The organism is Streptomyces sp. NPDC052020, from assembly GCF_040680575.1.
Taxonomy (GTDB): Bacteria; Actinomycetota; Actinomycetes; order Streptomycetales; family Streptomycetaceae; genus Streptomyces.
The window spans coordinates 68,984-89,922 of the sequence record NZ_JBFAWY010000023.1 but is presented as its reverse complement, the minus strand read 5'-3'; the positions used below and the strand labels follow the sequence as shown (position 1 = coordinate 89,922).

Genomic DNA, 20,939 nt, shown 5'->3' with positions numbered 1-20,939 from the left:
GTGTGACGGGGCTCACTCGGCGGGTGCTGCCGCCGAGTGAAACATTTCCCCTGGTCCACCGCATCAAGGAGGTGAAGACGATGCGGGATCGGCCCGGGGGGTACGGATGAGACAGGTCCACGCGGACGAGTACGCCGAGTTCGCGACGGCGCGGGCCGGGCATCTGTACCGCTCCGCCTGCCTGCTGACCGCCGGTGACACCCACCTCGCCGAGGACCTCGTCCAGGAGACGCTCGGGCGGCTGTACGTCCGCTGGCCGCGCATGGCCCGGGTCGGCAATCCGGCCGGGTACGCGCAGACCGTCCTCACCCGTGCCTTCCTCGCCCACCAGCGGCGCCGGGGCAGCAAGGAGCGGGCCACCGACGTCTTTCCCGACCTGCCCGGTGCCGCCGACGGGGACGCCTCCCTGCGGCTGACGCTGCTGGCGGCGCTGGGCCGGCTCCCCGCCAAGGACCGGGCCGTGGTGGTCCTGCGGTACTGGGAGGACCGGTCCGTCGAGGACACCGCCGACGTCATGAACGTCAGCTCGGCCGCGGTGCGCACCCGCTGCGTCCGCGCGCTGGCCCGGCTGCGGGAGCTGCTCGGCGAGGACCTCGCGGAGTACGCCAGACCCTGACCCCGGCCTTCCTCGGCCTTGGCCTTTCTTGCCTCCGCCTTGACCCCGGCCCCGGCCCGGCCCGACCCGGCCCACGAGCCCGACCCGAACGCCACGTCACCTCACACCTCGCGGAAACGGTGGTTCTGTCATGCCCGTTGACCAGCACAGCGACCCCTTCGAGGACCGGTTCGCAGCCGCCCTGCGCGACACCGGCGCCGGCTTCGACGCCGACCGGGCGGCGCTCACCGCCGCGGGGCGGGCCCGTGGGCGGCGGCTCCGGCTGCGGCGCCGGGCCGCCGTGGCCGGGGGCGTCGCCGGAATCGCGCTGGTGGGGGTGGGCGGGGCGCTGGTCCTGCCGGGGGGCGACGGGCCCGGCCCGCAGCGGTCCTCCACCGCGGCGGCGCCCACCGCGTCCCCGGCCCCCGCGCCCACCGCCTTCTCCGGCGACGACCTGCTCCGCACGCTCAAGGGGATGCTGCCCGGCGGCGAGTTCAGCCAGGAGTCGGCGCGGGGGACCGATGACCGGATGGGCCCGTCCGCGCGCGTGGTGTACGACGACGGCAAGGGCGCGGCGGCGGTCGCCGTGAGCCTGGACCGGGTCGAGCCGGGCGGCGAGGAGGCCCGGGAGTTCACGCGCTGCCCGGACGAGACGTTCGTCCCGCACGACAGCTGCACCTCCCGCCGGCTGCCCGACGGCTCGCTGCTCATGCTGTTCCAGGGCTACGAGTATCCGGACCGGCGCGTGGACACCAAGTGGTGGAACGCCGAGCTGGTCACGCCCGAGGGGCGCCATGTCTCCGTGAGCGAGTGGAACGCCCCGGCGCAGAAGGACGCCGAGATCAGCCGCGAGGAGCCTCCGCTGTCCCCGGAGCGGCTGAAGGAGATCGCCACGGCGCCGGTGTGGCGAGAGGTCGTGGACGCGATCCCGCGGCGGCCGGAGCCCACGGCGGCGCCGAGCGATCCGTGGCGGACGCCGGGTCAGGCCGTCGGCAAGACGCTCGCCGAGCTGCTGCCCGAGGGCGTGAAGGTGGTCTCGCGGGGCGGGCAGGAGAGCGAGTACGCCTATGTCGTCGTCGACGACGGCAAGGGCGCGAGCCTGGTCCAGATCAACGTGCAGCACGGCATGTCGGACGTCGCCGACCAGCTCTACGGCTCCGGCGAGACCCTCCCCGACGGCACCCGCGTCGCCACCCGCCAGGGTCCGGGCGACGACCGGGTTCCCGGGGTCGTGATGTGGACCGTCGACACCCTGCGGCCCGGCGCCGACGGTTTCCGCGTCGTGGTCAGCGCCTTCAACAACGGGGCCGCGCACGCCGCGCCCACCCGCGACGAGCCCGCGCTGACCATGGAGCAGCTGAGGAAGATCGCGCTCAGCCCGCGGTGGGACGCGATGGGGTGACGCGACGCGGTGACGCGACGCGGCAGGCGCCGTAGGGCGTCCTAGAAGAACTCCGACCAGGGCTGGTCCCAGACCTGCTTCACGCACAGCACCAGGAACAGCAGCCCGGCGACGGTGAGCATGACGTTGCTCAGCGGGCCGTTGCGCCACTCGCGGGGGGTGCGGGAGGAGTTGAGGAGCCAGACCAGGGTCAGGGCGAGGAACGGCATGAACGCCGCGCCCAGGACGCCGTAGATGACGATCAGGCGGAAGGGCTGGCCCTGGAAGAGCAGGACGATGGGCGGGAAGGTCAGCCACAGCAGATAGGCGCGGAAGGGCCAGGAGCGTTCGCGCGCGCCGGCGGCGACCTCCTCGCCCTTCAGCTCCCCGCGCGTGCGGTAGCGGGCCACGAAGTCGGCGAACATCAGGCTCACGCCGTGCCACACGCCGATCAGCGAGGTGAAGGACGTGGCGAAGAAGCCGATCAGGAAGAACTTCGCCGTGGCCGTGCCGTACTCGTCCTCCAGGATGTCACCGAGCTGGATCAGGCCCTTGTCGCCGCTGGCGATGGCGACGTTCGCGGAGTGCAGCAGCTCCGCGCCGACGAACAGCATGGCGATGACGAAGATGCCGGTCGTGGCGTAGGCGACCCGGTTGTCCAGCCGCATCACCTTCATCCAGCCCGTGTCGGTCCAGCCCTTGGCGTTGACCCAGTAGCCGTACGCGGCCAGCGTGATGGTGCCGCCGACGCCGCCGACCAGGCCCAGGGTGTTGAGGATGGAGTCCTTCTCGTCCGGGAGGACGGGGAGCAGGCCGGCCAGCGCGTCACCCAGGTTCGGCGTGACCCGGATCGCGAGGTAGACGGTCACCACGAACATGACGCCCACCAGGACCGTCATGACCTTCTCGAAGACCGCGTACTTGTTGAACCAGACGAAGACCAGGCCCACCACGCCGCAGGCCGCGCCCCACCACTTGAGGTCCATCACGTCCGGGAAGAGGGCCTGCAGCGGCAGCGCGCTGGACGACATCGCCGCCGCGCCGTAGACGAAGCCCCAGATCACGGCGTAGACGACGAAGAACCATGTGGTCCAGCGGCCCAGGCTCGCCCAGCCGTCGAACAGGGTGCGGCGAGTGGACAGGTGCCAGCGCCCGGCCGCCTCCGCGAGGGAGATCTTCACCAGGCAGCCGAGGATCGCGGCCCACAGGAGGGTGTAGCCGAAGTTGCTGCCCGCGATGAGGGTGGCCACGAGGTCGCCGGCCCCGACCCCGGTCGCGGCGACGACGATGCCGGGGCCGATGTACCGCCAGCTCGACTTGCGGGGCGCCGCGCCGGGGTCGGGTCGGGCGCCGATGTCCTTGGTGTGTCCCGTGGTGTCCGCCATGCAGGTCAAGTAAGCCCATCAGTGCCCGTGGGACAAGAGGGCGTGCGGGATCTTCACCGCATGCGGGGGGTCCCGGTGCGCCCGGCTCCGCCGGGACCGGCCGCGACCGGCCGGTTCCGGCGGCCGCGCCGCTCACCGTTCCCCGGTGTCCTTCGCGTCCCCGGGCTCCTCGGTGTCCCCGGCGTCGCGCTCGTCGCCGTCGTCGTCGCCGTCCTCGAAGTACGCGTCCAGGACCTCGTCCAGCTTCGCGTCCCACTCCTGGAACATGCTCCGGGAGGCGGCGTCGATCTCGATGGGGTACCAGCGGCGGTCAGGGGTGTGCACGGTGACGGTGAACCGCTTGCCGAAGCGGGCCGTCTCCGTCTCGACCGCCGCGATCTCGTCCCAGCGGAACTCGCACTCCTGGTCGTCCAGGCTCAGCCGTACGCCCCGGTGGTCGGCGACGATGCGGGCGCGACGGTCGGCCGCCTCGAAGACGGGGCCGTCGGGGACCTCCTGCCCGGGTTCCTCCGCGGCCTCGCCGGCGGAGTCGGCCGCCGCGGGGCCCTCCTCGGTCCCCGGCTCCGCCGGCTCCGCGTCCTCGGGCGGGGACGGCCGCTCGGCGCCCTCCGGCTCACCGGGCGCGGGAGACGTCAGCCCGGGGATGTAGGCCGGGTCGAATCCGGCGCCCTTCACCACGGGCTCCCCTTCCAGGGGCTGGCTGCTCGAACCTATGCGCTGCTCCACAGCGGAGCAGTATGGTCGACAAACCTGTGCCGCGGACAGCCGACCCCGGCATCGCCCCAACTTCGTTATACGACGCGGACCTCGCTCACACGAACAGGCTCAGCACCGCGGCGACCGCGAACCCGCCGAGGGAGAGCACGCTCTCCAGTACGGTCCACGACTTCAGGGTGTCCCGCTCGCTGATGCCGAAGTACTTGGCGACCATCCAGAAGCCGCCGTCGTTGACGTGGCTGGCGAAGATGGAGCCCGCCGAGATGGCCATGATGACCAGGGCGAGGAACGCCTGGGAGTGGCCGCCCTCGGCCAGCAGCGGGGTGACGATGCCCGCCGTGGTCACGATCGCGACCGTCGCCGAGCCCTGGGCGACCCGCAGCACCAGGGAGATCAGGTAGGACAGGGCGATCACCGGCAGTCCGACGTCGTTGAAGGTGTCGGACAGGGCCTGGGCGACGCCGCTGGCCTTGAGGACCGCGCCGAAGACGCCGCCCGCGCCGACGACGAGCAGGATGTTGCCGACGGGCTTGAGGGAGGCCGTGGAGACGGTCTCCAGGGACTTGCGGGACCAGCCGCGCCGGATGCCGAGCAGGAAGTAGGCGAGGAGCAGGGCGATGGTCAGGGCGACGAAGGGGCTGCCGAAGAACTCGATGACCGAGCGGGTGGTGGAGGGGTCCAGGGCGATCGAGGAGAAGGTCGCGGCGAGGATCAGCACCAGCGGGGTGCCGATGATGCCGAGGACCGTGCCCAGCGGGACCGGCGTCTCGCGCGGCGCGACGCCGGAGGCGCGCTGCTCCTCGACCACGGCGCGCTTGGCCTCCTCGGCCGCCTCCACCATGTCCTGGGGGACGGCGACGAAGACGCGGCGGCCGATCCAGGCGGAGTAGGCCCAGGCGGCGAGCACGGCGGGGACGCCGCAGACGATGCCCATGAGGATCACCCAGCCGAGGTCCACGTGGAGCAGGCCGGCGGCGGCCACCGGGCCGGGGTGCGGCGGCAGGAAGGCGTGGGTCATGGACAGGCCGGCCAGCAGCGGCAGGCAGTAGAGCAGGACGGACTTGCCGGAGCGCTTGGCGGCGGCGTACACGATCGGCGCGAGGACGAAGATGCCGACGTCGAAGAAGACAGGGATGCCGAAGATCAGGCCGGTCAGGCCCATGGCGAGCGGGGCCCGCCTCTCGCCGAACAGGCCCAGCAGCCGGGAGGCCAGGACCTCCGCTCCGCCGCTGACTTCGAGGATCGCGCCGAGCATGGTGCCCAGGCCGATGATGATCGCGACATGGCCGAGGATGCCGCCCATGCCGGACTCGATGGTGGAGACGGCGTCCGATTTCTGGACGGTGCCGAAGAGTTCGGTGACCGACAGACCGGCCAGCAGGCCGACGGCTATGGAGACGGCGAGCAGCGCGACGAACGGCTGGAGCCGGACCTTGATGATCAGGAAGAGGAGGAGGGCGATGCCGAGGGCGGCGACGGTCAGCAGGCCGGCGGTGCCGTCGATCAGGAGGAGGAGGCCGCCGGTGTGGGGCGGGGTCCCGGCGGGGGCCGGGGCGGCGAGGGGGAGGGCGGACAGAGGGGACATACGGGGGTCCTCTACGTAAGGACATGCGGCTTTCGGGCAGGGGGGATCGCGGCACGGCGCCCGGAAGGGGGAGGGCGCCGTGCCGCGATGACATGCGGAGGGGGGAAGGAGAGGGGCGAGGCCGGGCGTCAGCCGAGGACGGCCAGGGCGTCGATCTCGATGAGGAGGCCGGCGGGCAGGCCGACGTAGACGGTGGTGCGCGCCGCGGGGGGCTGGGTCAGGCCCTGCTCCTCGAAGTAGGCGTTGTAGATCTCGTTCATCTCGGCGAAGTGGTCCACGTCCGTGAGGTAGACGCGGATCATCATCACGTCGTCCCAGGTCGCGCCGCCCTCTTCGAGGATGGCCTTGACGTTGGCGAGGGTCTGGAGGGTCTGCTCGCGCAGGGTCGGACCGGCCGGGGTCGGGGCCTTGCCGTCCTCGTGGGGCAGGAAGCCGACCTGGCCGGCGACCTGGAGGATGTTGCCCTTCTTCACGCCGTGCGAGAACTTCGCCGGCGGAACGGTGTGGGTCTCGGGGGTGAGCGCGATCTTCTCGGTCATGCGTTGACTTCCTTGACTGGGGTCCTGCCGGAGTACTCGCCGCTGATGGCGTCCGCGGTACGGCGGACCAGCGGGAGCAGGGTGAGGAGTTCGTCGGCGGAGACGACGACGTTCGGCGCGGAGACCGACATGGCGGCGACCACCCGGCCGTCCGCGCCGGTGATCGGCGCGGCGACGCAGTTGATGGACTCCTCGTGGCCACCGAGGTCGGTGGCCCAGCCCTGTTCGCGCACCTTCTCCAGCTCGCGCAGGAACGCGGCGGCGTGGGGCGTCGAACGGGGCGTGTACAGGGGGTAGTCGAGCTTCTCCGCGAGGGCGCGGCGCTCGGGTTCGGGCAGGTCGGCCAGGAGCAGCTTGGCGACCGCCGCGACGGTGATGGCGACGGGCTTGCCGATCCGGGAGTACATGCGGACCGGGTAGCGGCTCTCCACCTTGTCGATGTACAGGACCTCGTTCTCCTCGTACACGGCCAGGTGCACGGTGTGGCCGCAGTGCTCGTTGAGGCGGACGAGGTGGGGGTGGGCTATCTCCCGGACGTCGAGGTTCTCCATCGCCTCCTGGGCGAGGGCGATGAGGCGGGCGCCGAGGCGGTAGCGCTGGTCGGACTGGCGGTAGACGAAGCCGTGCTCGTGCAGGGTGCGCAGCAGGCGCAGGGCGGTGGACTTGTGCACGCCGAGGCGGTCGGCGACCTGCCCGAGGTCGGCGGGGCCCTCGGCGAGCAGCGGCAGGATGCTCAGGGCGCGGTCGACGGTCTGGCTCATGGCGTGCGTTCCTCCTCCTCGGCCCCTTCGTCGGCTTGCGTCCAGCCGGGGCCGAGTCGCAGTCTCCCCCACGCGGTGTCGTCGAGTGCGGCCAGGCGGTCGGCGCGGGCGCGGGCGGGGGGCACGGCCAGGTCGCCGGGGACGGTGAGGGCGGCGGCGGCCATCAGGTGGCCGTGGCGCAGCCGGTCGCGGACGGGCAGTTGGCGCAGGGTGGCGGAGAGGAACCCGGCGGCGAAGGCGTCTCCGGCGCCGACGGCGGCGACGACGTCGACGCGCGGGGCGGGGACGTGGACGGCCGTGCCGTCGGCGTCCTCCGTTCCGCCCGCCCCGTCGCCGTCGCGGGTGAAGACGACCGCTCCGCCCGCTCCCTGCTTGACGACCAGGACCTCCGGTTCGGGCAGCGCCTGGCGCACCGCCCGCGCCCCGCGCAGCCCCCACACGTCCCGCGCCTCGTCGTCGCCGACGAAGACGAGGTCCGCGCCGCGCGCCAGGTCCCGCAGGACGCGGGGGGCGTCGCCGGGGTCCCGCCACAGACCCGGGCGGTAGTTGACGTCGAAGGAGAGCAGGGGGCGTCCGGGGCGGCGGGCGGTCAGCTCGCGCATCAGCTCCCGGCAGCCGGCGGAGAGCGCGGCGGTGATGCCCGACAGGTGCAGGACGCGTCCGGCGCGGACGGCGGCCAGGTCCAGGTTGGCGGCGGTCATGGCGGAGGCGGCCGAGCCGGCCCGGTAGTAGGCCACCTCGTGGGCGTCGGTGGCCCGGTCTCCGGCGGTGCGGAAGTAGACGCCGGTCGGGCGGGCGGCATCCCGGCCGACGTGGGCGGTGTCGACCCCGTAGGCGCCGATCGCCTCGACCAGGTGGTCGCCGAACCCGTCGGCGCCGACCCGGCTCACCCAGCGCGCGGAGTGCCCGGCGGCGGCCAGCGTGCAGGCCACGTTGGACTCGGCGCCGCCGATGCCCCGGTCGAAGGAGGGCACGTCGGCGAGGCGGCCCGGCCGGGAGGGCAGGAACGTGACCATGGACTCGCCGAGCGCGACGACGTCCACGACGTCGGGGGCGGTGCTGGGTCCGGTGGCGGTCACGATCGTCGTAGCTCCTCGGCGTCGGGGGGTGGCGGATCCGTTGACCCCGCGTTGGCCGAGATGTTAGACAGCAGTGAGCGATATATGCAATGACCGTTGCAGGATATGCAACACATTCGATCAGGGAGGCTCCATGGCCCTCGACACCGGTTCCGAAGCACTCGCCGCGCTCGGCGACGAACGCGTCGACCACCGCTTCAAGGGCCTCCCGCCGGACGCCGAGGGCCTGACCGTCCGGGAGCTGGCCGCCCAGCGCCGCAATCTGTTCACCGGCGGTTTCACCACGCCCGTGCTGGCCCTGTCCGCCGAGCGCCTGGAGCACAACCTGAAGGTCATGGAGGGCTACGCCGCCCGGCACGGCCTCGCCTTCGCGCCGCACGGCAAGACCTCCATGGCCCCGCGGCTCTTCCGGCGCCAGATCGAGCACGGCGCCTGGGGCATCACCCTCGCCGTGCCGCACCAGGTGCGGGTGGCGTACGGCTTCGGCTTCCGGCGCCTCTTCCTCGCCAACGAGCTGGTCGACGCGGCGGCCCTGCGCTGGGTGGCCGGCCGGCTGGACGCCGACCCGGACTTCCGTCTGATCTGCTACGTCGACTCAGTGCGCGGGGTGGAGCTGATGGACGCGGCCCTGACGGGGGTCACCCGCCCGCTGGAGGTCGTGGTGGAGCTCGCCGCCGGCGAGGGCGCCCGCACCGGCGCGCGCACGGAGGCCCAGTGCGCGGCGGTGGCCGACGCGGTGGCGGCGACGAGCACCCTGCGGCTGGCCGGCGTCGCCGGGTACGAGGGCGAGGTGCCGCGGGCGGACCCGGAGCGGGTGCGCGCCTGGCTGCGGCGGCTGGTCGCGCTCGCCGCCGACTTCGACGCGGCCGGGCGGTTCGCCGGGCTGGAGGAGATCGTGGTGAGCGCGGGCGGCAGCGCCTGGTTCGACGCGGTGGCCGACGTGTTCGCCGCCATCCCGGACCTGTCCCGGCCGGTTCTGAAGGTGCTGCGCTCGGGCGCGTACGTCTCGCACGACGACGGCCACTACCGCGAGGTGACCCCCTTCAACCGGATCCCCGGCGAGGGCGCCCTCCAGCCCGCGTTCCGCCTGTGGACGCAGGTCGTCTCCCGGCCCTCGGCCGAGCAGGCGTTCGCCAACGCGGGCAAGCGGGACGCGGCCTACGACCTCCATCTGCCCGCCGCCCAGGTGGTCCGCCGCGACGGCGCCGAGCGCCCGGCCGACGGCATCGAGGTCGGCGCCCTGTCCGACCAGCACACCTGGCTGCGCACGGCGCCGGAGGCGGACCTGGAGGTCGGCGACTGGATCGGCCTCGGCCTGTCCCACCCGTGCACGTCCTTCGACAAGTGGCAGCTCATCCCGGTCGCCGAGGCCGACGGCACGGTCGTCGACTACATCCGCACGTTCTTCTAGAGGAGCCGGTCATGGAAGACCTCGTCATCCGGGACGCGGACGTCGTCGACGGCACCGGCGCCCCGTCCTACCGCGCCGACGTCGTCGTCGACGGGGGCCGGATCGTGTCGATCGTCAAGGAGGCCGCGGCGGCGGGCTGCCAGCGCCCTTCGGCCGCCCGCGAACTGGACGCCGAGGGGCTGGTCCTCTCCCCCGGCTTCATCGACATGCACGCCCACAGCGACCTGGCGCTGCTGCGCGACCCCGACCACAGCGCGAAGGCCGCGCAGGGCGTCACCCTGGAGGTCATCGGCCAGGACGGGCTGTCGTACGCGCCGGTCGACGACCGCACCCTGGAGGAGGTGCGGCGCGCCATCGCCGGGTGGAACGGCCCGGGTGACGACATCGACTTCGACTGGCGCTCGGTGGGCGAGTACCTGGACCGGCTGGATCAGGGCATCGCGGTCAACGCCGCCTACCTCGTCCCGCAGGGCACGGTCCGCGCGCTCGCCGTCGGCTGGGAGGACCGCCCGGCCACCGAGGCGGAGCTGGACCGGATGCGGCAGCTCGTCGCGGAGGGCCTGGAGCAGGGCGCGGTCGGCCTGTCGTCCGGGCTGACCTACACGCCCGGCATGTACGCCGAGGACGCCGAACTGACCGAGCTGTGCCGGGTGGTGGCGCGCTACGGCGGCTACTACTGCCCCCACCACCGCAGTTACGGCGCCGGGGCGCTGGAGGCGTACCGGGAGATGGTGGAGCTGACCCGAGCGGCCGGCTGCCCCCTGCACCTGGCCCACGCCACCATGAACTTCGGCGTGAACAAGGGCCGCGCGCCCGAGCTGCTGACGCTGCTGGACGAGGCCCTGGCGGCCGGCGCCGACATCACCCTGGACACCTACCCCTATACCCCCGGCTGCACCACCCTCGCGGCGCTGCTGCCGAGCTGGGCCAGCGAGGGCGGGCCCGAGGCGGTCCTGGGGCGGCTGGCCGACGACGCCACCGCCGAGCGGATCCGGCACCACATGGAGGTGGTCGGCTCCGACGGCTGCCACGGCGTGCCCGTGGAGTGGGAGACCATCGAGATCTCCGGCGTGACCGACCCGGCGCTGGCCGGGTACGTGGGCCGTACGGTCCTGCAGTCGGCGCGGCTGCGGGGCGAGACCCCCTGGACGGTCGCCCGCCGCCTGCTGCTGGCCGACCGGCTGGCGCCGACCATCCTCCAGCACGTCGGCCACGAGGAGAACGTCCGCGCGATCATGCGGCACCGGGTCCACACGGGCGGCTCGGACGGCATCCTCCGGGGCAGCAAGCCGCACCCGCGCGCCTACGGCACGTTCCCGCACTACCTCGGCCGGTACGTGCGGGAGCTGGGCGTGCTGTCGCTGGAAGAGTGCGTCGCCCACCTCACCTCCCGGCCGGCGGCGCGGCTGCGGCTGCCGGACCGGGGGCTGGTCCGCGAGGGGTACCGGGCCGACCTGGTCCTCTTCGACCCGGCGACGGTCGCGGCGGGCTCCACCTTCGCCGAGCCGCGCACGCTTCCCACGGGCATCCCGTACGTCCTGGTCGACGGCCGGTTCGTCATCGACGACGGGCGCCGCACGGACGTCCTGGCGGGGCGGTCGGTGCGCCGCGCTCCGCGGTGACCGCCCGCCCCCGTACGGCCCGCGCCTACGGCTTGGGCAGGACGCACCCGGCGCGGCTCAGGTCCAGCTTGTTGTCCAGGCCGAAGCAGGCCGGTATCTGGTACGTCTGCTGGGCGTAGTTGATGCCCGGGCGGACGGTGACGTTGCCGCTCGCGTCCACCTCGCAGGGGTTGTTCACCGTGCAGCGCTGGCCGTCCTCGTTGCCGGTGTTGTTGACGGCGACGACCCTGCCGGTGGCGTTGTCGACGACGGGCGAGCCGGAGGTGCCGCCGATGGTGTCGCAGGCGGCGGTGTAGCGGATGGAGTCCTTCCAGGTCCAGTCGCCCTCCTTCAGGCGGTACGCGAACCCGTCGATGTTGCAGGCGTAGGTGCGCTTCCAGTAGCCGGAGACGACGGTGATGGCGCTGCCCGCGGCCGGGCGGGTGTCGTTGAGGGTCAGCGGGCTGATGCCGTACGCGCTTCTGATCTGCGCGTAGGTGGTGGCGAGCTGGTAGAGCGCGACGTCCGTGTCGGTCATCGTGGCGTACGCGATCTTGTTCGCGCGCAGGGTGCCGACGCGGGTGCCGGAGGCGTTGAGGAGACCGAAGGTGCGGCTGGAGGCCCGGTCGACGACGACCTCGCCGGGCGCCGGGAAGCCGGTCTCCAGACAGTGGCCGTTGGACATCACCAGCGCCGGGTCGTTGTCCTCGGAGCCGGGGAAGCGGATCACCGAGCCCGAGCAGTTGCTGAGCGCGACGGTGCCGGCGAAGGTGACGGCCCGGGCGGCGGGGCCGGCGTCCCGCGCGGAGACGGCGGCGTCGCGGGCCGCGCCGGACAGCGCCGGGGTGGCGGCCACGGCCGGTGCCACGCCGGCCCCGGTGATCACCAGGGTGGCGAGCGCGGCCAGGAGAGGCTTGTTCATGCGGGGTCCCCTCTGCAGACGTCGGCGGCCGGAGATCTTCCGGCCGCCGCCTTGTCATGCGCATTGTGAATGCGTGCGGGCGAGGGGACAAGGACCGTTTCCGGCAGGGGCGGTGCGCGGACAACACCAGGTCACGCGGGGACGGCCGGGGCGAAAGGGGCAAGCGCGGGCGGCACACCGGACAAACCGGCCGTCCCGCGTGGCGGAAAACACGGCCCGGGGCGGGCGGGCGGCCCGTAAGCTCACGGACATGCAGGTGATCCAGTCGACCAAGCTCGCCAACGTCGGTTACGAGATCCGGGGCCCGGTGCTCGAGGAGGCGATGCGGCTGGAAGCGGCCGGTCACCGCATCCTCAAGCTCAACACCGGCAACCCCGCGGCGTTCGGCTTCGAGTGCCCGCCCGAGATCCTGGAGGACATCCTCCGCAACGTCTCGACGGCACACGGCTACGGCGACGCCAAGGGCCTGCTGGCCGCCCGCCGCGCGGTCGTCATGCACAACCAGACCCTCGGCATCGAGACGGACGTCGAGCACGTCTTCATCGGCAACGGCGTCTCCGAGCTGATCGTGATGGCGATGCAGGGCCTGCTCGACGACGGCGACGAGGTCCTCGTACCGGCCCCGGACTACCCGCTGTGGACGGCCGCCGTCACCCTCTCGGGCGGCACGGCGGTGCACTACCGCTGCGACGAGCAGTCGGACTGGATGCCGGACCTCGCGGACGTCGAGCGCAAGGTCACCGACCGCACCAAGGCGATCGTCGTCATCAACCCCAACAACCCGACGGGCGCGGTCTACGACGAGACGGTGCTGCGCGGGCTGACCGACATCGCGCGCCGCCACAACCTGCTGGTCTGCTCCGACGAGATCTACGACAAGATCCTCTACGACGGCGCCACCCACACCCCGACCGCCGCGGTCGCCCCCGACCTGCTCACCCTCACCTTCAACGGCATGTCGAAGGCGTACCGGGTGGCCGGCTACCGGGTCGGCTGGATGTCGGTCTCCGGCCCCCGCGCGCACGCCGACTCCTACATCGAGGGCCTGACGATCCTCGCCAACATGCGCCTGTGCGCCAACATGCCGGGCCAGCACGGCGTGGTCGCGGCGCTCAGCGGACGGCAGACGATCAACGACCTGGTGCTGCCGGGCGGGCGGCTGAAAGAGCAGATGGACGTCGCCTACGAGCTGCTGACCCGGATCCCGGGCGTCAGCTGCGTCCGCCCGAAGGGCGCGCTCTACCTCTTCCCGCGCCTCGACCCCGGGGTCTTCAAGATCAAGGACGACCGGCGGATGGTCCTCGACCTGCTGCGCCAGGAGAAGATCATGGTGGTGCACGGCACCGGCTTCAACTGGCCCGAGCCGGACCACTTCCGGGTCGTGACCCTGCCGACCGTCACGGATCTGCGGGACGCGGTGGGCAGGATCGCGCGCTTCCTGGAGGGCTACGCCCAGCCCTGACCTCACCCGGCGTGTACACGGTGTCCCGGTTTGTGAACGACTCAACTTTAGACGGAATCTAATGTAGGATGGCTTCCTGTAAGCAGTCAGGAGGCCATCCATGTACGAACCGATCCGCGGTAAATCGGTCCACAGCACGATGGCCGGCCGTACTCAGGACTTCCCCCACCGGTCACGCGAGGAAGAGCTGGACATCCAGCTCGCGGGTCATCTCGCGGCGCTGCTCGCCGTCACGGACGAGCTGCGCGCGCTGGCACCGTCCGCCGACCTGGACACCGCGGCCGACCGGCTCGCCGAGCAGGTCGCACGGTTGCGGGGAGGCCGTACGCCGGCCCGCGTACCGCTGACCGCCGCCCCGAACGGGCCCCACCCGGCGGCCCTGCACCGCAAGGCGCACACCCTGGCCGGCCGCGCCCTGGTCGTGGCCGCCTCCCGCGCGGACACGGCGGCCGCCATCCTCGCCGCCGAGCGGATGGACGCGCACGCCGCGGCCCTGGAGCCGCGCGAACTGGCGTCCCGCTGAGCCCTCCGGGGCTCCCCCGACGGCCCCGGTCCGCGTGCACCCGCAGCGACGCGCGGACCGGGCGCCACCAACCCCGCCGGCACCCGAGAGGCCGGGTCCCGCACGCCGCACGTCACGGCGCGCCGGACCCGGCCTCTCGCACGACCACCCCGCCCGCGGACTCATCCCCGCGCCGGCTCCCAGGCGGCCACGAGAGCGAGCAGGCCGGGAAAGCGCGCCTCGAGGTCGTCGACCCGGACGTGGCTGCGCCGCTCCAGCCCGTACTGCCGCTGGCGGATGACGCCCGCCGCGCGCAGCGCCTTGAAGTGGTGGGTGAGTGACGACTTGGGGCGGTCGATGCCGAACCAGCCGCACGGGTGGTCGAACCGCTCGCGCTCCAGCAGCAGCTTGCGCACGATGAACAGGCGCAGCGGGTCGCTCAGGGCGCCCAGCACCGCCTCCAGGCGCAGCTCCTCCGCCGCCGGTTCCGGCAGCGGCCCGGGCAGGCCGTCCGGTTCCGCGACGGCCCGGAAGACCACCCCCGCACCCTTCGCCGCAGTCATGAGCGCTCCTTCCTCACCGCCGCCGTCCGGCTCCCTGTACGACTTCGATCGTACTGCATGCTAAGTTCGACTTGACTCGTACTGGACGTGCCGGGAGGAGCGGTCATGCCGGAAATCGGGACGACATCCGCGAGGGATCGGGGCCACCGGCCCGGCGCGCCGGCGGACGCGCCGGTGCCCACCCGGTGGGTGTGGCTGGCCGCCTGGCCGGTCACCGCCGTCTTCGTCCTGTCGAACGCGGCCACTCCGCTCTATGTGCTGTGGCAGCGGGAGATCGGCTTCTCCCGGGGCACGCTGACGGTGGTCTTCGCCTGCTACATCGCCGGGCTGCTCGGCTCCCTGCTCGTCAGCGGTGTGGTCTCCGACCGGCTGGGGCGCAAGCCGGTCCTGCTGCCCGCCCTGGGCCTGGCCCTGATCGCCTGCCTCGTCTTCGCCACCGCGGGCAGCGTTGCCGCGCTGCTGGTGGCGCGGCTGTTCACCGGTGTCGCCGTCGGCGCCGTCGTCTCCGCCGGCATGGCCGCCGTCTCCGACGTCGCCGGGCCCCGCCGGGGGCGTCTGGCGGCGCTGCTCGCCTCCTGCGCCATGGTCTTCGGCGCGGGCCTGGGCCCGCTGCTCGCGGGCGTCCTGTCCGAGACGCTGCCCGCGCCGGCCGTCACCGTCTTCGCCGCCGAGGCGGTACTGCTGGCCACGGCCGTCGCCGTGGTCCTGCGGATGCCCCTGCGCCGCCCGGGCGCGCCCGCCCGGGGCGCCTGGGTGCGGGTGCCCGGCGTGCCGCGCGGCAGCGGGCGGCGGCTGGCCCTGGGCATCGCGGTCTTCGCGCCCGGCATCACCGCCACCTCGTTCGTGCTCTCGCTCGGTCCCTCGCTGCTCACCGGGCTGCTCGGCACCGGCAGCAGGACCGTCGCCGGCGCCCTGGCCTTCGCGATGTTCCTGACGGCGACCGGCGCGCAGTTCGCGGTGCGGCGGCTCGGCCGCCACTCGGTGCTGCTCGCGGGCGCCGCCGCCACCGCGGCGGGCATGGCCGCGCTCGTCGTCGCGGTGCGCGCCTCGTCCCTGCCCGCCCTCACCGCCGCCGCGCTGCTGGCCGGCGCCGGGCAGGGCATGGGCCAGCTCGGCGGGCTGTCCCTGCTCAACTCCGGTGTGCCGGCCCGGCGACTGGCCGAGGCCAATGCCGCCCTCAACGTGGGCGGTTACCTCCCCGCGGGCCTGCTGCCGGTGTTGGCCGGCTATCTCAGCGACGCGGTGGGCCTGGCCACCGGAACCACCGTGTTCGGCGGGGCGCTGCTCGCCCTCGCCGTCACCGGCGGGCTCGTCGTCCTGGCCGACCGGGGGCGCGGGGCCGGGCGGCGCGGGTGAGACCCGGCGCCCGGGCCGCGCCGGACGACTGACGGGCCGGGTCCCCGCACGCCGTTGTGCGCGGACCCGGCCCGTACGGGGTGCTCCCCCGCGCTCCCGGCTACTGGAACGGGAGGGGGACCCCCTCGCGGCCGGCCTTCGTGACGACATCGCGGGTCAGGGCTAGTCGGACCGGCCGCGGAGTTCGGGGTGCGCCGTTCAGCCCAGGCGCTCCACCAGGGCGTGGTACTCGTCCCACAGCTCCTTCGGGGTGTGGTCGCCGAAGGTGTTCAGGTGCTCGGGGACGAGCGCGGCCTCCTCGCGCCACACGTCCTTGTCGACGGTGAGCAGGAAGTCCAGTTCCCGGTCGGACAGTTCGAGCCCGCGGGTGTCGAGGGCCTCCTTGGTCGGCAGGATGCCGATGGGGGTCTCGACGCCCTCGGCCCTGCCCTCCAGGCGCTCCACGATCCACTTCAGGACGCGGCTGTTCTCGCCGAAACCGGGCCAGACGAACGCGCCCTCGTCGTCCTTGCGGAACCAGTTGACGTAGTAGATCTTCGGCAGCTTGGACTGGTCCTTGTCCTTGGCCACGTCGATCCAGTGGGCCATGTAGTCGCCCATGTTGTAACCGCAGAAGGGCAGCATGGCGAAGGGGTCGCGGCGCAGCTCGCCGACCTTGCCCTCGGCCGCGGCCGTCTTCTCGCTCGCCACGTTGGCGCCGAGGAAGACGCCGTGGTTCCAGTCGAAGGACTCGGTGACCAGGGGGACGGCGGTGGCGCGGCGCCCGCCGAACAGGATCGCCGAGATGGGCACGCCCTTGGGGTCCTCCCACTCCGGCGCGATGATCGGGCACTGGGAGGCGGGGACGGTGAAGCGGGCGTTGGGGTGGGCGGCCGGGGTCTGGGACGCGGGCGTCCAGTCGTTGCCCTTCCAGTCCGTCAGATGGGCGGGCGGCTCCTCGGTCATGCCCTCCCACCACACGTCACCGTCGTCGGTGAGGGCGACGTTGGTGAAGACCGCGTTGCCCCACAGCGTCTTCATCGCGTTGGCGTTGGTGTGCTCACCCGTGCCGGGCGCGACGCCGAAGAAGCCGGCCTCGGGGTTGATGGCGTACAGGCGGCCGTCCTCGCCGAAGCGCATCCAGGCGATGTCGTCGCCGATGGTCTCGACCGTCCAGCCGGAGATGGTGGGCTCCAGCATGGCGAGGTTGGTCTTGCCGCAGGCGGACGGGAAGGCGGCGGCGACGTACTTCGGCTCGCCCTGCGGCGGGGTCAGCTTGAGCACCAGCATGTGCTCGGCGAGCCAGCCCTCGTCGCGGGCCATGACGGAGGCGATGCGCAGGGCGTAGCACTTCTTGCCGAGCAGGGCGTTGCCGCCGTAGCCGGAGCCGTAGGACCAGATCTCCCGGGTCTCGGGGAAGTGGGAGATGTACTTGGTCTGGTTGCAGGGCCAGGGGACGTCCTCCTGGCCCGGCTCCAGCGGGGCGCCGAGGGTGTGCACGGCCTTGACGAAGAAGCCCTCGTCGCCGAGCTCGTCCAGGACGGCCTGCCCCATACGGGTCATCGTGCGCATGGAGACGGCGACGTACGCCGAGTCGGTGATCTCGACGCCGATCGCGGACAGCGGCGAGCCCAGCGGCCCCATGCAGAAGGGCACGACGTACATGGTCCGGCCCCGCATCGAGCCGCGGAACAGACCGCCTTCGCCGCCGGAGCCCTGGAAGATCTCCCGCATCTCGGCGGGGGCCTTCCAGTGGTTGGTGGGACCGGCGTCCTCCTCCTTCTCGGAGCAGATGAAGGTCCGGTCCTCGACGCGCGCGACGTCGGTGGGGTCGGAGGCGGCGTAGTAGGAGTGGGGGCGCTTGACCGGGTCGAGCTTCCTGAAGGTGCCCTTGCGGACGAGCTCCTCGCACAGCCGCTCGTACTCGGCCTCGGATCCGTCACACCAGACCACGCTGTCGGGCTGGGTCAGTTCCGCGATCCCGTTCACCCACGAGATCAGTTCCTGGTGCTTGGTGGGGACGACGGGGGGAGCCGCGATGTCGCGCGCCACGATTGCTCCTAAATGAGGGATTTTGTGTTGGAGGCCCCGTGGGGGCTGCGACCCGGATGCTTCACGGTGAACCCTTCGGCGCTCATCCGGTGCCGACCGCACTCATTTGATCATCCGATGCGAGCGCCCATCTGTCCAGAGGGCTTCACACCTGAGCGGCGTGAGGATCGCCACGTACCACGGGGAATGCCTCCTTTTCTTTGCGTACACGTTGGGTTCGCCTGAAACTTCTTTTACCTCTACGAACCGGGGTGCGCCCGGCGGGAAAGGCGAAGGTGAGAAAGGTGCGGCCCCGGGTACCCCGTGAGACGATGAGCACGTCCGGCCCCTCATGTGGGCTGACTGATATGTAACTTACGGTCCCGTAGGTACGATGCCGCCCATGACTGCGTCCGCATTCGATGCGTCCACGGACACGCAGGCCACCGGCCGCGGTCCCGTCACGCTCTCCCTGCCGCATCCGGTCAAGCCCAAACTCCGCGGCTGGCTGCACCTCGGCATGTTTCCGGCCGCCCTCGTCGCGGGCCTGGTGCTCACCGCCCTGGCCGACTCGACCAGAGGCCGGATCGCCTGCGGAATCTACGCCCTGACGGCATGTCTGCTGTTCGGGGTCAGCGCCCTGTACCACCGGGGCAACTGGAGCCCGCGCATGGACGGCATCCTGCGCCGGCTGGACCACTCCAACATCTTCCTGATCATCGCGGGCACGTACACCCCGCTGACGATGCTGCTCCTGCCGGGTGCCAAAGGGCAGTGGCTGCTGTGGGGGGTCTGGGCCGCCGCGGCGGCCGGCATCGTCTTCCGCGTCTTCTGGGTCGGCGCCCCCCGCTGGCTCTACACCCCCTGCTACATCGCCATGGGCTGGGCGGCCGTCTTCTACCTCCCCGACTTCCTGCGCACCGGCGGCGTCACCGTCCTGGTCCTGGTGATCGTCGGCGGCGTGCTCTACAGCGTGGGCGGGGTGGTCTACGGCATCAAGCGGCCGAACCCGTCACCACGCTGGTTCGGCTTCCACGAGGTGTTCCACTCCTTCACCCTGGCGGCGTTCATCGCGCACTACGTGGGAATCTCCCTGGTGGCCTACCAGCACGCGTGACCACGCCCCTCCCCCGACGGCCACGGCTCGCGAGCCGTGGCCGTCTTTCTCCGTGCCCGCCGGGACCGCCCGCGCCGCCGGGCAGCCGGTGGCCGCGACGGCGGTGGCGGGGACACCGCTGCCGGGCCGGGCGCCACCGGCCGGGACGTCGCCGCCCCGGGGAGCGTGCCCGACAATGACGACCATGACGGCCGCACGAACCCCCCACTCCGCCGACCGCCCCCCGCTGGGACTTCGCGAGCGCAAGAAGATCAAGACGCGGGAGGCGATCCGCTCCGCGACCTACGCGCTGGTCCGGGAGCAGGGGTACGACGCCACGACGATCGAGCAGATCGCCGAGCGCGCGGAGGTCTCGCCGTCGACCGTCTTCCGGTACTTCCCCGCCAAGGAGGACATCGTCCTCACGGACGAGTACGACCCGGTCATGGCGGAGGAGCTCGCCGCCCGTCCCGCCGACGAGCCGTGGCCGGTCTCCGTCCGGCATGTGATGCGCAAGGCCATCGGGGCCGGCACGCAGGAGAGCGCCGAGGTGACGCGGCTGCGGTCCCGGCTGATGGCCGAGGTGCCGGCGGTGCGCTCGCGGATGATGGAGAGCATGTCGGCCACCGGGCGCTTGCTGGGCCGGGCCATCGCCGAGCGCACCGGCCTCGACGCCGACGGCCTGGAGGTCAGGGTTGTCGCGATGTCCCTGATCGGCGGCCTGATGGAGGTTTCGCGGTACTGGGCCGAGCACGGGCACGAGGATGATCTGGCCGGTCTGGTCGACCGCGCCCTGGACGTCCTGGAGCACGGCCTGCCCGCCGGAAAACCCTGAGGCCGCGACCCGCCCGCATGTCATCCTGGCCGGGTGAACGGTCCGGAGATCCATGTCGAGTTCGCCCCCGCGCTGCACGTGTTCGTCCCGCAAGCCCGCCGCGGCGGCACCAGCCGGGTCGCCACCGACGGCGTCTCCACCCTCGGCCATGTCGTGGAGTCCCTCGGGGTGCCGCTGACCGAGGTCGGGGCGCTCGTCGTGGACGGCCGCGAGGTGCCGCCCGCGCACGTGCCCGCGGCCGGCGAGTCGGTCACCGTCCACAGCGTCGAGCGTCCGCAGCGGGTGCCGGGCGCTCCCCTGCGTTTCCTCCTCGACGTGCACCTCGGCACCCTCGCCCGCCGCCTGCGGCTGCTCGGCGTGGACACCGCGTACGAGTCCACGGACATCGGCGACCCCGCGCTCGCCGCCCGGTCCGCCGCCGAGAAGCGGGTGATGCTCAGCCGCGACCGGGGCCTGCTGCGCCGCCGCGAGCTGTGGGCGGGCGCCTTCGTCTACAGCACCCGCCCCGACGACCAGCTCCACGACGTCCTGGACCGGTTCCGGCCCGAACTGCGCCCGTGGACGCGCTGCACCGCCTGCAACGGCCTGCTGAGACAGGCCACCAAGGAGGAGGTCGCCGACCAGCTCGAGGGCGGCACGCGGCGGACGTACGACGTGTTCGCGCAGTGCCGCGCGTGCGGGCGCGCGTACTGGAAGGGCGCCCACCACGACCAGCTGGAGGCGATCGTGGAGCGGGCGCTGAGCCGGGACACTCAGCGCGACTGAGTACGCCGGACGATCACCGCCGTCCGGCCGGGGCGGTGGGATGGAGGGCATGAACACCGCCCGGCGCCCGGCCGCCCGCCATCTGACCGGATGGTCCGCGGCCGGACTCCTCCTGCTCCTGCCGACCGTCGCCGCCGCCTGGCTCCTGGTGCTCGCCTCCGAGCGCGGCAGCCGCTGCCTGATGTACGGCGAGGGCTGCTCCGGCGTGCCGGGCGGGGCGCTGTACGGCTGCTTCTGGGCGGCGTTCGCGCTCGGCGCGGCTGCCCTGGCCTGGCCGCGTACCCGGTGGCGGGCCGCCCGGGCCGCCACCGTGGTGCTCCAGTGGTGCGCCCAGCTCACGCTCGGCGCGCTCGTCCTCGGCGACGCCTGACCCG

At 72.7% G+C, this 20,939-nt stretch carries 20 protein-coding genes; 11 read left to right on the top strand and 9 right to left on the bottom strand.

The window, feature by feature from the left end; all coding sequences use genetic code 11:
• The first annotated feature begins 106 nt into the window (after positions 1-106).
• A complete protein-coding gene (locus tag AB0L74_RS23110; RefSeq protein WP_365655378.1) occupies positions 107-616 on the top strand; it encodes a SigE family RNA polymerase sigma factor in 510 nt (169 codons plus the stop codon).
• Positions 617-746: 130 nt separating this feature from the next.
• The gene (locus AB0L74_RS23105) at positions 747-1,997 is read left to right on the top strand and encodes a hypothetical protein (protein WP_365655375.1); all 1,251 of its coding nucleotides are present in this window, start codon (positions 747-749) and stop codon (positions 1,995-1,997) included.
• A gap of 41 nt (positions 1,998-2,038) precedes the next feature.
• Here the strand turns inward: AB0L74_RS23105 and AB0L74_RS23100 are convergent, their stop codons facing one another.
• From AB0L74_RS23100 to AB0L74_RS23075, 6 genes are all read right to left on the bottom strand, one after another.
• Entirely contained in the window at positions 2,039-3,361 is a 1,323-nt protein-coding gene (locus AB0L74_RS23100; protein ID WP_365655372.1) for an Nramp family divalent metal transporter, read from the bottom strand.
• Positions 3,362-3,493: 132 nt separating this feature from the next.
• Positions 3,494-4,087: a hypothetical protein gene (locus AB0L74_RS23095; protein WP_365655369.1), complete on the bottom strand. Its 594-nt coding sequence runs from the start codon at positions 4,085-4,087 to the stop codon at positions 3,494-3,496.
• A gap of 85 nt (positions 4,088-4,172) precedes the next feature.
• On the bottom strand, positions 4,173-5,663 hold the full coding sequence (locus AB0L74_RS23090; RefSeq protein ID WP_365655366.1) for a gluconate:H+ symporter: 1,491 nt from the start codon (positions 5,661-5,663) through the stop codon (positions 4,173-4,175).
• A 128-nt stretch (positions 5,664-5,791) separates the two neighbouring features.
• Positions 5,792-6,202: a RidA family protein gene (locus tag AB0L74_RS23085; protein WP_044383446.1), complete on the bottom strand. Its 411-nt coding sequence runs from the start codon at positions 6,200-6,202 to the stop codon at positions 5,792-5,794.
• Positions 6,199-6,963: an IclR family transcriptional regulator gene (locus AB0L74_RS23080; RefSeq protein ID WP_365655362.1), complete on the bottom strand. Its 765-nt coding sequence runs from the start codon at positions 6,961-6,963 to the stop codon at positions 6,199-6,201. The genes AB0L74_RS23085 and AB0L74_RS23080 overlap by 4 nt, the downstream gene beginning before the upstream one ends.
• On the bottom strand, positions 6,960-8,042 hold the full coding sequence (locus AB0L74_RS23075; RefSeq protein WP_365655360.1) for a sugar kinase: 1,083 nt from the start codon (positions 8,040-8,042) through the stop codon (positions 6,960-6,962). The genes AB0L74_RS23080 and AB0L74_RS23075 overlap by 4 nt, the downstream gene beginning before the upstream one ends.
• 133 nt (positions 8,043-8,175) lie before the next feature.
• Between AB0L74_RS23075 and AB0L74_RS23070 the strand changes: the two genes are divergently transcribed.
• Positions 8,176-9,453 carry an amino acid deaminase gene (locus AB0L74_RS23070; protein WP_365655357.1) on the top strand — a complete coding sequence of 426 codons (1,278 nt, stop codon included), beginning with the start codon at positions 8,176-8,178 and terminating at the stop codon, positions 9,451-9,453.
• Positions 9,454-9,464: 11 nt separating this feature from the next.
• Entirely contained in the window at positions 9,465-11,075 is a 1,611-nt protein-coding gene (locus AB0L74_RS23065) for a D-aminoacylase (protein ID WP_365655353.1), read from the top strand.
• A gap of 25 nt (positions 11,076-11,100) precedes the next feature.
• On the opposite strand, the gene AB0L74_RS23060 is transcribed toward AB0L74_RS23065, so the two are convergent.
• Positions 11,101-11,976, bottom strand: coding sequence for a serine protease (locus AB0L74_RS23060; protein ID WP_365655350.1), 876 nt, complete (start codon positions 11,974-11,976; stop codon positions 11,101-11,103).
• A 250-nt stretch (positions 11,977-12,226) separates the two neighbouring features.
• Between AB0L74_RS23060 and AB0L74_RS23055 the strand changes: the two genes are divergently transcribed.
• Both AB0L74_RS23055 and AB0L74_RS23050 read left to right on the top strand, forming a co-directional pair.
• Positions 12,227-13,438, top strand: coding sequence for a pyridoxal phosphate-dependent aminotransferase (locus AB0L74_RS23055; protein ID WP_365655346.1), 1,212 nt, complete (start codon positions 12,227-12,229; stop codon positions 13,436-13,438).
• A 100-nt stretch (positions 13,439-13,538) separates the two neighbouring features.
• Entirely contained in the window at positions 13,539-13,961 is a 423-nt protein-coding gene (locus AB0L74_RS23050) for a hypothetical protein (protein ID WP_365655343.1), read from the top strand.
• 161 nt (positions 13,962-14,122) lie between these two features.
• Here AB0L74_RS23050 and AB0L74_RS23045 read toward each other — a convergent pair whose 3' ends face one another.
• Positions 14,123-14,503 carry an ArsR family transcriptional regulator gene (locus AB0L74_RS23045; protein ID WP_365655340.1) on the bottom strand — a complete coding sequence of 127 codons (381 nt, stop codon included), beginning with the start codon at positions 14,501-14,503 and terminating at the stop codon, positions 14,123-14,125.
• A 105-nt stretch (positions 14,504-14,608) separates the two neighbouring features.
• Here AB0L74_RS23045 and AB0L74_RS23040 point away from each other — a divergent pair, with 105 nt between their 5' ends.
• Positions 14,609-15,859 (top strand): MFS transporter, encoded by a 1,251-nt coding sequence (locus AB0L74_RS23040; protein WP_365655337.1) that lies wholly within the window; start codon positions 14,609-14,611, stop codon positions 15,857-15,859.
• A gap of 198 nt (positions 15,860-16,057) precedes the next feature.
• Here AB0L74_RS23040 and AB0L74_RS23035 read toward each other — a convergent pair whose 3' ends face one another.
• The gene (locus AB0L74_RS23035; RefSeq protein WP_365655334.1) at positions 16,058-17,890 is read right to left on the bottom strand and encodes a phosphoenolpyruvate carboxykinase (GTP); all 1,833 of its coding nucleotides are present in this window, start codon (positions 17,888-17,890) and stop codon (positions 16,058-16,060) included.
• Positions 17,891-18,272: 382 nt separating this feature from the next.
• On the opposite strand from AB0L74_RS23035, the gene AB0L74_RS23030 reads away from it, so the two are divergent.
• From AB0L74_RS23030 to AB0L74_RS23015, 4 genes are all read left to right on the top strand, one after another.
• Positions 18,273-18,986, top strand: a complete 714-nt coding sequence (locus AB0L74_RS23030; RefSeq protein ID WP_365655331.1) for a hemolysin III family protein — start codon at positions 18,273-18,275, stop codon at positions 18,984-18,986.
• Between the two features lie 175 nt (positions 18,987-19,161).
• Positions 19,162-19,800 (top strand): TetR family transcriptional regulator, encoded by a 639-nt coding sequence (locus AB0L74_RS23025; RefSeq protein ID WP_365655328.1) that lies wholly within the window; start codon positions 19,162-19,164, stop codon positions 19,798-19,800.
• A 33-nt stretch (positions 19,801-19,833) separates the two neighbouring features.
• Positions 19,834-20,565, top strand: coding sequence for a Mut7-C RNAse domain-containing protein (locus AB0L74_RS23020; protein ID WP_365655325.1), 732 nt, complete (start codon positions 19,834-19,836; stop codon positions 20,563-20,565).
• A gap of 49 nt (positions 20,566-20,614) precedes the next feature.
• Complete coding sequence (locus AB0L74_RS23015) at positions 20,615-20,935, top strand: hypothetical protein (RefSeq protein WP_365655321.1); 321 nt, start codon at positions 20,615-20,617, stop codon at positions 20,933-20,935.
• Positions 20,936-20,939: the final 4 nt, after the last annotated feature.